At 39.2% G+C, this 13,676-nt stretch carries 10 protein-coding genes and 1 CRISPR repeat array; of the genes, 4 read left to right on the top strand and 6 right to left on the bottom strand.

Translation table 11 applies throughout. The features are described 5' to 3' along the window. Positions 1–197 precede the first annotated feature (197 nt). Genes ACE1ET_RS14655 through ACE1ET_RS14645 form a run of 3 tightly spaced genes read left to right on the top strand, consistent with a single transcriptional unit; the run spans position 198 to position 2,516 of the window. Positions 198–923: a lysophospholipid acyltransferase family protein gene (locus ACE1ET_RS14655; protein WP_375729170.1), complete on the top strand. Its 726-nt coding sequence runs from the start codon at positions 198–200 to the stop codon at positions 921–923. Positions 924–925: 2 nt separating this feature from the next. Further along, positions 926–1,858 (top strand): diacylglycerol/lipid kinase family protein, encoded by a 933-nt coding sequence (locus tag ACE1ET_RS14650; RefSeq protein ID WP_375729169.1) that lies wholly within the window; start codon positions 926–928, stop codon positions 1,856–1,858. Positions 1,859–1,862: 4 nt separating this feature from the next. Beyond that, the gene (locus ACE1ET_RS14645; protein WP_375729168.1) at positions 1,863–2,516 is read left to right on the top strand and encodes an HAD family hydrolase; all 654 of its coding nucleotides are present in this window, start codon (positions 1,863–1,865) and stop codon (positions 2,514–2,516) included. 111 nt (positions 2,517–2,627) lie between these two features. Here the strand turns inward: ACE1ET_RS14645 and ACE1ET_RS14640 are convergent, their stop codons facing one another. From ACE1ET_RS14640 to ACE1ET_RS14615, 6 genes are all read right to left on the bottom strand, one after another. Next, the gene (locus ACE1ET_RS14640) at positions 2,628–3,383 is read right to left on the bottom strand and encodes a LytR/AlgR family response regulator transcription factor (RefSeq protein ID WP_375729167.1); all 756 of its coding nucleotides are present in this window, start codon (positions 3,381–3,383) and stop codon (positions 2,628–2,630) included. Then, positions 3,364–4,407, bottom strand: a complete 1,044-nt coding sequence (locus ACE1ET_RS14635) for a sensor histidine kinase (protein ID WP_375729166.1) — start codon at positions 4,405–4,407, stop codon at positions 3,364–3,366. The genes ACE1ET_RS14640 and ACE1ET_RS14635 overlap by 20 nt, the downstream gene beginning before the upstream one ends. 147 nt (positions 4,408–4,554) lie before the next feature. Beyond that, positions 4,555–4,917, bottom strand: coding sequence for a hypothetical protein (locus ACE1ET_RS14630; RefSeq protein WP_375729165.1), 363 nt, complete (start codon positions 4,915–4,917; stop codon positions 4,555–4,557). Positions 4,918–5,001: 84 nt separating this feature from the next. Continuing rightward, positions 5,002–5,586 carry an outer membrane beta-barrel protein gene (locus ACE1ET_RS14625; RefSeq protein ID WP_375729164.1) on the bottom strand — a complete coding sequence of 195 codons (585 nt, stop codon included), beginning with the start codon at positions 5,584–5,586 and terminating at the stop codon, positions 5,002–5,004. A 390-nt stretch (positions 5,587–5,976) separates the two neighbouring features. Further along, positions 5,977–9,249 (bottom strand): S41 family peptidase, encoded by a 3,273-nt coding sequence (locus ACE1ET_RS14620; RefSeq protein WP_375729163.1) that lies wholly within the window; start codon positions 9,247–9,249, stop codon positions 5,977–5,979. Between the two features lie 436 nt (positions 9,250–9,685). Then, positions 9,686–10,540 (bottom strand): SDR family oxidoreductase, encoded by an 855-nt coding sequence (locus tag ACE1ET_RS14615; RefSeq protein ID WP_375729162.1) that lies wholly within the window; start codon positions 10,538–10,540, stop codon positions 9,686–9,688. Between the two features lie 511 nt (positions 10,541–11,051). On the opposite strand from ACE1ET_RS14615, the gene ACE1ET_RS14610 reads away from it, so the two are divergent. Beyond that, a complete protein-coding gene (locus ACE1ET_RS14610; RefSeq protein ID WP_375729161.1) occupies positions 11,052–12,845 on the top strand; it encodes a glycoside hydrolase family 2 protein in 1,794 nt (597 codons plus the stop codon). Between the two features lie 90 nt (positions 12,846–12,935). Next, positions 12,936–13,635: direct repeats of the CRISPR family, unit length 36 nt; unit sequence GTTGTTTTATCTTTTTAAATTACATCAAACCACAAC. Between the last annotated feature and the right edge of the window lie 41 nt (positions 13,636–13,676).

Below are 13,676 nucleotides of genomic sequence, written 5' to 3'. Positions count from 1 at the left end.
GTTTAAATGTTGTACACCTTCTCTTCAAAAAAAATGATTTCTACTGAGACTTTTAGTGTGAGCACTGCCTTACTACTATGAAACATATTAAAAACGAATGAAAGCGCTTCTGCCATAGATGATATACAGCCCTAAACTTACCGTACTATAAATTGAAATAAAATATTAAATTGCAGGGTTTAAATTTTGTGTATTAAATGAAGATTGTCCCAAACTATTTATACACCGTACTGGCTTATACAGTATTACACACACTAACTGCGATTAGTGTTTTGTTAAGCCTGCTTTTTCATGCTCTGAGAATGGATAAGGCCATGAATGCTGTTATTCATTTATGGGCAAGAGGATCGTTTCTGATCATCGGAAAACGACTTCATGCAGAGGGCATAGAAAACTTCGAAAAAGGGAAAAAGTATATATTAATGGCCAACCACACAAGCATGTTCGACATCATGGGGATTATGTCTGTTTTCCCGGGAGTGGCCTGGTTTGGGAAAGAATATCTTGTAAAAATACCGGTTTTTGGAACCCTCTTACGTGGAATAAATTATGTTCCTATGAGAACAACCGATTTGAGGAATACCAAAGAAATGGTTGGTAAGTTGATTAGTCATACGCATGATCACACCGTGGCAATTTTCCCTGAAGGAACGCGAACTATCACAGGTGAACTCAGTAAATTCAGAAAAGGCTTTTTGCATGTACTAAAAGCAAGTGAAAGAGACATACTACCCGTTAGCCTTATCGGTTTTTTTGAATTCAAACCAAAAAACCGGTTTTATTTCAGATACAGAGTAAGATTAACCGTTAAGGTTCACAAACCACTGCTTTATTCTGAATTAAAAGAATTAACTGATTCTGAAATAATTAACCTGGTTCAGTCGCGCATTGAATCAGTATTACCAACGTATAAAACTGCATAACTGTGGAAAGTTCTAATCAATGGGCATTTATTATAAACCCTGTGGCAGGAAACGGACATTCTCTCGAAGTCGAAAAGGAATTAGTTGCCCAGCTAAAAAAAAGAAACATTGAAGCAAAACTGGTCAGAACAGAAAGAAAAAACCATGCAAAAAAATTGGTTAAAGAACTTGCTGAACAAGGTTTCAATACCATAGTCGCTGTGGGAGGTGATGGAACATTTAACGAAGTTGGAAGCTCTGTTACCAAAATTCCTGACCTTACTGTAGGACTGATTCCGGCTGGAACGGGCAACGATTTTGCTCAGATTATTGGTCAAAACGAGAATTTTTCGGAAAATGACTGGGATATTTTTTTTGAAGCAAATACAAAAAAGATGGATGTAGGCCGTTGCAACGGAAATATGTTCTTTAATGGCATGGGACTTGGATTTGATGCTCAGGTTGCCTCTGAAAATTATATCACTCCGGATAAGGTTAAAGAAAGAAGTAAAAACCTTTACGTATGGCACATTTTAAAAAATCTGCTGTTTTATAAAGAACGGATATTCAAAACGTCAACCAATGGTGAAATGCATGAAACACTTGGTTTCATGAATACAATTGCAATTGGTAGAAGATTTGCCGGTGGTTATCTCATTACCCCTAAAGCACTTGCAAACGATGGGTTGTTGGATGTTTGCATGGTTGGAAAGGTTAGTCTGCCTGAACGTTTAAATATACTATTGAAAGTTCCCAAAGGAAGGCATTTGGATCACAAAAAAGTGACCTTTTATACAACCGATAAAATGGTTATTGAGGTTAATAAGAAATCCGCATATCATCTGGATGGCGAACTGTTTTTCGATACACGTTTTGAAATTGATATTTTGCCTGGGAAAGTAAATATTATCTATAATCCTCATGGAAACCATTTTTTCACGGATTCAAACAAATAGGTGAATGCATAAAAATTATATCGCTTTTTTTGATTTGGACGAAACCATTCTGGCTGTTAACAGCGGAAGAATCCTGGTTAAAGAATGCTACAGGAATGGGGTAATGTCACGTAGCGATTTACTGAAAGCGTACTGGCTATCGATATTACACAAATTAAAACTAAAAAGCAGCAGACGTTCCTCTTTGTCTATGATGAAATGGCTAAAGGGTACCGAAGCGAAATTTATGCAGGAATTTACAGACAAAGTAGTCGAAGAGAAGCTTGTTTCTTTCATTCGCCCTGAAATCAAGAAAGAAATCCATACACACCGCGAAAATGGCAGCAGAATTGTCATGCTCTCAGCCGCACTGACTTTCATTGTAAAACCAATTGCTGAGTATTTAAAATTCGACGATTATATCTGTTCTGATCCTGAAGTTGAAAACGGATATTATACAGGAAACCCCAACGGTCCTGTATGCATTGATGATGAAAAGGAAAAACAGATCCGTGAATATTGTCAGCAGAATAAGGTCGTATTATCGGATGTCTGGTTTTATGGTGATTCATGGTCTGACAGATTCGCCCTGAATATTGTGGGTCACCCGGTATGTGTTCAGCCTGACAGCCGCTTATTAAAACGTTCAAAGGAAAAAAACTGGCGAGTGATCGAATAGATGGTGATGCTTCGTCAAGCTTAGCAACCGCGGGTTAATGATTACACATTGTTGAAGTCTAATATTCGCCATCAAGTTTTATCCTGTTAAGCAGAATTATTCCACTACAGTTCAGGCATTCAGCCATTTTTTAAAATCGGCAGATCGATCAATACTAACAATTGTATCCAGTTCATCATCGGCTACCGGGATCAATTCAAGCTTAAAACGCGATCTGGAATAGGCTACCATATTACTTATCGAATCTATACTTACAATATACTTTCGGTTAATCCTGAAAAATTTCTCCGGATTAATCATACTTTCGAGTTTATCCAACGTATAATCCACAGGATACGATTTACCCTGAAAAGTTCTCATATAAACCGCTTTCTCAAGCACAAAAAAATAGGCAATCTCTCCTATTTCAACTTTTCGTATTTTCTCACCAAGCTGGATAAGAAACCGCTTTTTGTATTCTGGCTCCCTGCCTTGAATATTTGCCAGCAACGTTTCAAAATCAATGGCAAAAGCAGATTTCAGTGTTTGATATTTTTGCAGACTCTCCTCTAATTCAATTCTCCTTATTGGTTTTAGAAGGTAAGCAATACTGTTGAGCTGAAATGCTTTAATGGCATACTGATCATAAGCCGTTGTGAAAATTACCGGAGTGTTTATCATTACCTGCTCAAAAATACTGAAGCTGATACCATCGGATAACTGGATGTCCAGAAAAATAAGATCAACCGAATTGTTCATTAACCATTTGACGGACTCTTTTATAGAACCTGTTTTTGCAGCAACGCTTATGGATGGATTAATTTCCAAAACCATTTGTTCCAGTTTTTCGGCTGCGAATTGTTCGTCTTCAATGATAAGTACCTTCATGGAGTTCAGTTTTTATTAATGGAAGCCTGGCTATATAGTGGTTAGTATCCAATTTAAATTCAGGTTCAAGATTACTGATTAAGGCATACCGTTTTACCAGATTTTTCAAACCCAGTCCGGTTGAAACACCTTTCGAAATCTTTGGTTGCAAATTATTTTTTACTATCAAGGTTAGAGCTTCATCTGTTATTTTAATATGTAGCGGTTTTGATTCATTAATAATGTTATGTTTCATGGCATTTTCCAAAACGACCTGCAGCGAAAGGGGCGGAAGAAACAATTCCATAAGTCCGGCACTTATATCTACTGAATAGGTTAAGTTCTCTCCATACCTGATTTGCTGCAAAAAAAGATAGGATCGCATAAACTCGAGTTCTTTCCCCAATGTAGCAACAGGCTGTTCAATAGTCTCAAGTACATAACGATATATCATAGAGAATTCATCAATAAACTGCTGTGCTTTTGTCACATCACTGTTTATTAATCCTGATAGTACATTCAGACTATTAAACATAAAATGCGGATTTATCTGGCTTTTCAGCACTTCGAATTTAATCTGGGAAAGCTCGGTCTGCAGGTTGTCTGCCATTTGCTTTGCCTTCGTCCGTTCAATATACAGGATCCATCCTTCAAAAATTGCCATAACAACAATGTTGACTACGGCGTAGATCAGTATATTGGTAAGAACAATACTTACTATTGCATGATCAGTATAAGGCTTAATCCAGTGTGCAAACAATGTCACCGATATTGCTACAACAGCAGAAGTACATACAGACAGTATCAACTGCAATGGAATCCTTTTAAATATATTCTTTCCCCATGGCGCGACTCTGTTTAAATATTCAATCACGAATAAATCGGGATATGCAATTAAGAAACCAGCAAGCAGACTTAACGATGTTCCTCTTAAAAGTCTTTTGACAAAATGCAAATAACCATCCAGAACAAAATAACCACTCATATGATTATACAGAATCACAATAATCTGAATGACAACAGCAATGCCTAATAAAAATTTCAAAAGGCGCTTGAAGGGAAAAATACTGTTTACCTGTTTAAAAAGCATGTGAGTCTTTTCATCTATCCGTTATTTTCAAAAGTATAAAATGTCTTGCAGAAAATAATGCTATGATACAATAAACTGCCCCTGAATAACCTTGATCCGATTTCAGTATTTCCACAAGTGTAAATCTATTTCACCAATCCCATTACGGCTTTTATACTTCAGCTTCCAGTACCCGGGCCTGGCTACAAAATCTTCATCCACTGACCATTGTTCCGGTGCCTTTATGATGGCTGAATAAACTATATCTCCATAACTATTCAAAAGCGTAACTTCAACTTCTCCTTCCGAAAGACTTAAAACTCCTTTCAGCATAATATGATCAACACCGTCAGAAATGTTGGCTATCACCAAACCTTCTGATGACTTGTCAATCCGGGAATCAAATCCAAATCGTATATTTGTCTCCTTCTCACAAGAGATGAGCAGAATAATGCTTATAATCGAAATAATACTATATTTTTTCATAACTGTACTTTTAACTGGTTAATCTTTGTATAAACATAAGAGGACAATCTGCCGGTTATATCGAACTGTCCTCTTACTTGAAAACTAAAACTGTTTTATTACACCAACCCGAACTGAAACATACTGATAAAACAGTGTTTGGGAATCGCCCTCAAATTCTGTATCCCTTACGAGAGAATTAAATTTAAGGCCGGGAGTAAAACTCCAATTGTTTCCAAAAGGAATGGCTATGCCACCAGCCAACTGATAACCCCATCCATGTTTGGTGTCATTAATAATATCCCCGGCGTTATTCTCAGTTTCAATATGATTATATAGAGCACCGGCCCGTAAAAAATAATCCATCTTTGACTGCCCCAATGGATGTTTAAAGTTAAGTCCCATCACATATCCCGTTTCTTCGAAGCACACATCGTTTCCTGCAAATGACATTTCTGAACCAAAACGGTTCCATCCCCATCCTGCATAAACACCAAGATGAGACATAAACCTGTAATGCAGTATTCCCTCAAAACCAAATCCCGGGTTGAATGTTACATCATCCGTTTTTTTGGTACACACTGATGCACCACTGTTCAGTTCAATACCAAATCTTTTTTCCGATTCCTGAGCAAAGCAACTTAATGATAATACTAAAAGCATTGTTAATACTGTTCCTTTTGTTTTCATGTTTTTAAAATTTAAGTGTTGTGATTTCATGAAACAAAAGTATATCGCCGGAAAAGACACTTAAAACCTAAGATGCCGAAAGTGTGATATGATAAGATGAAAGTGTGATCTTACAGGTTGAACGTGTTTTTAAATAATCAGTTTTTAGTCTGAACCAAAGTGATCAGACCTTTCAACGCTGTATGAATAAGATAAAACCAGATCATACATCGTGAACCACAACATAAATCCAATGTCTTTATGGAATAAAATATTCAGATAATATTAATTGTAGGACTGAAAGCATGTAACAACTAAAAAAATAATTCTGATACTCACATTCACAGAGTCTTGTATAAAGAAAAAGCAGGACTTTACTAGTCCTGCTATTTACAATATATAAAGTTGAGTTTATCGTTTTTCGTATGCCGGACGTTCTGGCATTTTAAAGCTGTCCGGGCTGTTCAGTTCTTTCATGACTTCCTTAATAGCAACATCCAGTTGTTCATCATCACCTTTTGCCAGTTTCTGATAATCCTGCGGCACTTTAATATCAGGATCAACACCATGGCCCTCTTTAAACCATTTACCATCCGGATCGTACATACGGAATGTCGGTACCGTAATGCTGCCATTATCAATCAGGGTTGGAGCACCACTGATACCAATTAAACCACCCCATGTGCGTGTTCCGATAAGCGGACCAAGGCCACTTTTGCGGAAATAATCAGGAAAAGCATCACCACCTGAACCACTGAAGCCATTAATCAGCATTACTTTAGGTCCGTAGTTGGCAGCCGGTGGCCATTGCCAGTCCTTACCATCCCTTACGGCAAAGAATGCCAGAGGTTTCCGGTTCAGCAGTTCTACAAAACGATCCGGAATTTGTCCACCACTGTTAAAGCGTTCGTCAATGATAAATCCTTCTTTAGCGATTTGACCATAATACTGCCTGATCAACTCATTCTGACCGTCAACACCGGTACTGCGCACATACACATACCCGATTTTGCCATTTGTAGCCTTATCCACTTTCTCGCGGTTGCTTTCTATCCAGGCCAGATGGCGCAGGCGGGTTTCATCATTCATCAGTTTCACCACCACTTTTTTCGCCTCTTTCATATTAGGTTCAGTGTTAACTGTCAGCTGGACAGTTGCGTCTGCCAGTCCCTGAAATGCAGCCGAAATGGGCTTGGTGACATCCATTTTCTGTCCGTTAACGGCCAGGATATAATCGCCTTCTTTAACACCTGTTCCAGGCTCATCCAATGGCGAACGCACTTCGATATCCCAGGGAGCACCCTTAATAATTTTATGAATACGGAATGCTCCGTTTTCAACTTTCATATCTGCCCCCAGATAGCCAACATTAATCTGAGATGCCCTGTCCATATCACCACCGCCATTGTACGTATGCGACGCATTCAGCTCTGCAATCAGATCGCCGATGATAATGTTCACATCATTTCTTGAATTGGCCTGATCCAAAAGTTTTCCATAATGTGTCTTCATGTAATTCCAGTCCACACCGTGCATGTTAGGATCGTAGAAGTAATCGCGTTCAATGCGCCATACATCGTTGAAGATCTGCTTCCATTCCTCCTTAGGTATAACTTCCATGGCCATATCCTGGGTTGGAACGGTTTTTTCAATCTTCTGATCCGGTCCCACACCGATCACAGCCATTTTACCGTTCTGCATAACAAGAATCTTTTTGCCATCTGCCGTTACCGTATACTGAGACACCATAGGAACAATCGTCTTTACCTCCCTCTCCTTGATATCGTAATATTTCAACTCTGGTTTTTCTCCTTCGGCTGATCCCGCATTCGGATAGCGAACAAATAACAACTTTCCTTCTGCGGCTGCCAGCCGGCCCAAATTACCCGGTTTAATATCCAGCATTTCCGCACGCTGTTCAAATCCATCCATGTCTATTTTTACAGGCTCAACCTTTTCTTCCTTTTCTTCCTCCTTATCGCCTTTCTTATCTTTTTTTGGCTTTTCAGCTTTGTCATCCTTTTTAGCATCTTTCTCATCCGTTTTGGCTACATCGTTTTTAGGAGCCAGCAACGATTCACCGTCGGTCGTCAACGTAGCAACGGCAATTTTAGTAGAATTCGGATAGATAAATGTATTATCCAGATCGGAATATACCGGATCGAAAGACCTGTTGGTACTGTAGAATAAATATTTCCCATCAGTACTGAATACAGGACTTGCATCGGAATAATATCCGGATGTAAGCTGCGATACCTTTTTGTTTTCGGTGTCGTATACAAAAATGGCCGTTAGTAACCGGGTATCAACACTCCGTGAATAAGTAATCCATTTGCTGTCGGGTGACCACGAAACACGGAACCCGCGCAGATTACCTTCGTACATATATTTACCCTTATCGAATTTTACTACTTTTCCAGAGGCCACATCATAGTAACACATATTCATGGCCTGATCCACAAACGCCAGTTTTTTACTGTCGGGCGACCAGAAAATATCATAACGGAAACCATTTGGAAAACTGGTCACCGTTTTGGGTTCACTATTACCCGTCATGTCACGCAAAATCAACTGATATTCTCCGGATGCATCACTCCAGTAAGCCAGCGTGTTTCCATCAGGTGACCAGGCTGGATTACGTTCCGCTACACCAGGTGTCTGTGTCAGGTCAGAAACAAAGCCTTCGGTAGCAGGTACATCAAACAATTCTCCCCTTGCCATTACCACTACCCTGTTTCCATCGGGTGAAACAGTAGCTGACTGAATATATTTATCCGCCTTTTTCAGTTGAGGAATCAAGCTGATTTGATCCGAAACAACATTGATGTTAAGTTCTTCCGATTTCTCTGAAGCCATATTGTAGAGATAGAGCTTCCCTCCTGCCTCAAACACAATATCTTTTTTGCTGTTTCCCGGAAAGGTAATATCGTAATCCTTGAAATGGGTTAACTGTGTATTTTTCTTCGTTGTCAGATCATATTTCCAGATGTTATTCTTTTCATTTGGTCCGGCATCGGACATGTAATAAATGGTGTTTCCTACCCACATCGGCAACTCATCGTTGGCATCGTTGTTGGTAATATTTTCTGATGCATACGTTGTCAGATCGAACACGGTGATATCAGGCGCCATGCCACCACGGTAACGTTTCCAGTTCCGGTTCACCCGTGAGATATCTGTAAAGGCCAGTTTCTTTCCATCAGGTGAAAACGATGCATAAAAACCATAAGGAACGGGCAGTTTTGTCGGCGATCCACCTGCAACAGGAATGGTAAAAAACTGGGCAAACCTCTGCCTTCCACTTTCACGCGATGAAGCAAATAATACGGATTTCCCATCCGGTGTCCAGCCCAGTACAACATCGCCCATACCGTGATAAGTCAAACGTTCGGGAATGCCTCCCTTCACCGGAATGACATATACGTCGCTGTTGCCCTGATAATTAGCTGTATAAGCGATCATACTGCCATCGGGTGAAAATTTTGGATACCGTTCTGGTCCCTCGGGCGAACTTAAACGTGTTGCCGTACCACCCGCCTTCGGCGCAACCCATACGTCATCGCCATAAACAAAACAAACCTGAGTATCAGATACATCAGGATACTGCATCAAACTTGCACTAATCTGTGCGTCTGCTATACCATAAACGGCAAGCAGAAAAAGTAATGTGATTAATTTTCTCATTTGTATGTATGTGTTAGTGATGATTACATTCTAAAATTACGGGAAATATGTGTAAATGTTACATGATATAACATAGGGAAATGATGATTTGTTGAAATATGGGCAAACAATATTACCTGACTTACCCCGGTTCGGACAACTTGCAGGAATATGCTAATCTTTCCCACTCTATCCTAATAGACAAAGAGGGAATTTCTGAACTACATCAAGAGCATTAACAAATAATGAATTAGAGATTTATCAACTATCGTACAATGGCCGACAAGAACTACATCCGAAAATTGCTTTATCCTGCGCGGTCGTGATTTACATTTTTACACATTTTGTTACAATACTGACACTCCTTCGGAGTTGTGTCTGCGTAATCTATAAGGACTTTTTATTTTTAGTTCTAAAAAACCTCTCTCCCTGGCGGAAGAGAGGTTTTAAGACGTTATTATTTGATATCAGCCAGAGCCTCTTTCACCGCCTGAGAAAGCGACGTTGTTGGTCTGCCGAGAACGGTTGAAAGCTGGTGCGACTCATCGTAAAGATCACCATGCGATGCACTTACGTCCCAGTTTGCGATAGCATCAGAAATACCCTGTGGTAAGCCTACCTGGTTCAATACTTGAGCATATTCATCTTCCGGTAAGTTGCTATATGGAATACTTCTCCCCGATTGTTTTGAAACTTCCTCCGCTAAATCAGATAAAGTGTAGGAATCATCACCCGCAAATTCAAAAATCTTACCTTTATTTTCTTCATTGGTTAAAACGATAGCAGCTGCTTCAGCAAAGTCTTCGCGTGTGGCTGATGAAATTTTTCCGTCGCCTGCACTACCGATCAAGGTTCCTGCTGCCAACGCATTGCCAATAGAACCGGTATAGTTTTCCGTGTACCATCCATGACGCAAAATAGTGTAAGATATTCCTGAATCCATAATGCCCTTTTCTGTTGCCACATGTTCGCCTGCCAGATTAATGGTTGATGTATCTGCCCGTAAAAGACTTGTGTACACAATCCATTTAATACCGGCTTTTTTTGCGGCATTTATTACGTTGGTGTGTTGCTTAACCCGTTTCCCAATTTCACTGGCAGATATCAGTAAAAGGTTATCAATATCTTTAAGTTGATCCACCAAAATCTCCGGGTTGTCATAATCGAACTCACGTGCTTCAACACCCAAATCCGAAGCTTTATCTGTATTCCTAACCAGTGCTACGATATCGTCCGACGGCATTCTTTTTTTCAGTTGCTCAATAACTTTGCGCCCCAACTGACCAGTCGCTCCTGTGATTGCAGTTTTCATGATTTATATTTTTCTTATGAATACAATTATGAAGGAACTTTGGATTACGGCTTTAATTACTTTTAGTAATCATTAACACACTAACTCATATGATATATCATATTTACGTTTTGATGATTTCACTATCAATAGTAGTTGACTGTTAATCCGACTCAGGTGAACCTACATTTATTCTCAGGATAGGCCAGCATTTATTTTGGCATGGTGGAATGACTAAAACTACAAGCTTTATAACCCCATCCTGAACTGTCCACGTCATAAAATACTCTATGACCATCGATCAGATCTTTCCTTGCCTGGTCATAATCCTAAACCACAACAGAATAAATCAATCCTTTTTGCTGTCTTTATCATTGTAATAATACTTAATAGACCGGTTAAAAGTGGCTAGATATTGGTGATGAAACCTATCCCCAAAAGTATAATTATGAAAACAGGCAATTTTTTACAGAGACCTTTAGTATATTGCACAAAAAAGAAACATCGAAGTTGAATCAGATAAATTTGTAAAATGAAAAAAGCGATCATATTAATGGCTCTCCTAATGCCTTTAACAAATTTTGCACAGAATAAACTGATCCAGAATGTTTATGCAAGGAACTGTCATACGCTTAATGGAAGCTGGTACTACATTGTAGATCCCTTCGATAATGGGTTCTATGATTACCGGCTGAATGAAAATCCTAACGGATTTTTCAAAAACAAAAAGGCACAAAGTAAAACCGACCTTGTAGAGTACAACTTTGATACTTCCCCGCTAATGGTCATTCCCTCGGATTGGAATACCAGAGATGCAAAACTGTTTTTTTATGAAGGAAGCGTATGGTTTAAAAAGGATTTCACTTACAGCCCTAAAAAAGGGTTCAAAACATATGTATATTTTGGTGCTGTTAATTACGATGCCAAAGTCTACCTGAACGGTGAGAAAGTGGGTGAACACATTGGAGGTTTTACACCATTCAACATTGACATCACCGGAAAAGTGAAAGAGGGTAACAACTTCATTGTAGTCCGGGTGAATAATGAGCGCCATCCCGAAGGCGTTCCGACCATAAATGCAGACTGGTGGAACTATGGCGGGATCACAAGAGAGGTTATGCTGGTTGATGTACCTGAAGTTTTTATTCGCGATTATACCATCCGGCTCGAAAAAGGAAAGTATAACAAAATTACGGGTAAAGTGCTGCTGAATAAAGCAGTTGCAGGACAGAACATTGCAATAAATATCCCGGAACTTAAGATATCGGATGCTGCTTCTACAGATGAAAACGGATTCGTGACCTTTTCAATTGATGCCAAACCGGAGTTATGGAGCCCGGAAAATCCCAAACTATACGATGTGATCCTTTCATATAACGGAGAAGAAATCAATGATCAAATCGGATTCAGGCAGATAGAGACAAAGGGTAAAGACATTCTGCTCAATGGGAAAAAGATATTTTTAAGAGGAATAAGCATTCACGAAGAGGCACCTTTCAGACAAGGCCGTGCCTGGTCAACAGATGATGACCAAGTGCTGTTGGGTTGGGCAAAGGAACTTGGATGCAATTTTGTGCGACTGGCACATTATCCGCACAACGAGCACATGGTTCGTGAAGCCGAAAAAATGGGGATCATGGTTTGGTCAGAAATACCGGTCTACTGGACTATCCACTGGGAAAACCCGGGAACCTATGCCAATGCACAGGCTCAGCTTGATGATATGATCAACCGTGATAAGAACCGCTGTGCCATCACCGTGTGGTCCATTGCGAATGAAACACCGCATAGCGATGCCCGCGATCAGTTCCTGGCCAGACTGGCAGAATATGCCCGCAAAAAAGATGATTCCAGACTCATCAGCATGGCCATGGAAGTGACAGGCCAGTCTAAAAACCTGAGCAAGGTGGAAGACAACATGAATAAGTACGTTGACATCATCAGTTTTAACAGTTACCTGGGTTGGTATGGCGGTTCAATAGAAGATATCAAGACCCGTAACTGGGAAATCCCATATGACAAACCATTTTTTGTCAGCGAATTCGGAGCAGGCGCTCTACAAGGCAAACACAGTGACGGAACTGAAATCTGGAGCGAGGAATACCAGGCCAAACTTTACGAGGAAACACTAAAAATGTTTGACAAAGTAGAAGGATTTTCAGGTACCAGTCCATGGATTTTGGTGGACTTCCACTCTCCCCGACGCCTTCTTAACAATATTCAGGATTACTATAACCGCAAAGGGATTATCTCGGATAACGGAATTAAGAAAGAGGCGTTCTATGTGTTGCAGAAGTTTTATCAGCAGAAGGAGAACGAGAAATAAAACCATTCTAAGTTTGTAATTTTTTTCAGTCCCTTCAAACCTTTTCAATCTTTTCCAAAGTTTGAAACTTTGGAAAAGGTCAAGACAACTGTTGTTTTATCTTTTTAAATTACATCAAACCACAACAAGCCCTTATAAGGATCAATATAGTAATACGTTGTTTTATCTTTTTAAATTACATCAAACCACAACTTCAGGTTGGACTTTATTTAAAAATCAGTTGTTGTTTTATCTTTTTAAATTACATCAAACCACAACAAGCATTTTATTTTAGTTACAGTCATAAAAGTTGTTTTATCTTTTTAAATTACATCAAACCACAACCAGTGGGTTTTGGTGGCTGTTTCTCCAAAAGTTGTTTTATCTTTTTAAATTACATCAAACCACAACCCAGGCATAGCTGACAGTAAAATTCATAGGGTTGTTTTATCTTTTTAAATTACATCAAACCACAACTGCACTTCGCGCACCGGTTGAATCTGCTTTTGTTGTTTTATCTTTTTAAATTACATCAAACCACAACTGCACTTCGCGCACCGGTTGAATCTGCTTTTGTTGTTTTATCTTTTTAAATTACATCAAACCACAACTGCACTTCGCGCACCGGTTGAATCTGCTTTTGTTGTTTTATCTTTTTAAATTACATCAAACCACAACTAAAAATGAAGTCGCATATAATTGCGTTGCTGTTGTTTTATCTTTTTAAATTACATCAAACCACAACTATTTCCCGTGGATAAAATCCATTATTCTCGTTGTTTTATCTTTTTAAATTACATCAAACCACAACTTTTTCTGTATGTCCAGCCATTAATTTTTAGTTGTTTTATC

This window comes from Quyinboa mangrovi (genome assembly GCF_042219825.1).
GTDB lineage: Bacteria > Bacteroidota > Bacteroidia > Bacteroidales > UBA5342 > JBHJHP01.
The sequence above is the reverse complement of the archived record's forward strand: the minus strand, read 5'-3'. Positions and strand labels throughout refer to the sequence as shown.

Excerpts from the sequence above, each read along its gene's own strand:
- ACE1ET_RS14610 (WP_375729161.1), top strand. The coding sequence starts at position 11,052 with ATGAAAAAAGCGATCATATTAATGGCTCTCCTAATGCCTTTAACAAAT.
- ACE1ET_RS14645 (WP_375729168.1), top strand. The coding sequence starts at position 1,863 with ATGCATAAAAATTATATCGCTTTTTTTGATTTGGACGAAACCATTCTG.
- ACE1ET_RS14625 (WP_375729164.1), bottom strand. The coding sequence starts at position 5,586 with ATGAAAACAAAAGGAACAGTATTAACAATGCTTTTAGTATTATCATTA.
- ACE1ET_RS14615 (WP_375729162.1), bottom strand. The coding sequence starts at position 10,540 with ATGAAAACTGCAATCACAGGAGCGACTGGTCAGTTGGGGCGCAAAGTT.
- ACE1ET_RS14620 (WP_375729163.1), bottom strand. The coding sequence starts at position 9,249 with ATGAGAAAATTAATCACATTACTTTTTCTGCTTGCCGTTTATGGTATA.
- ACE1ET_RS14640 (WP_375729167.1), bottom strand. The coding sequence starts at position 3,383 with ATGAAGGTACTTATCATTGAAGACGAACAATTCGCAGCCGAAAAACTG.
- ACE1ET_RS14655 (WP_375729170.1), top strand. The coding sequence starts at position 198 with ATGAAGATTGTCCCAAACTATTTATACACCGTACTGGCTTATACAGTA.
- ACE1ET_RS14630 (WP_375729165.1), bottom strand. The coding sequence starts at position 4,917 with ATGAAAAAATATAGTATTATTTCGATTATAAGCATTATTCTGCTCATC.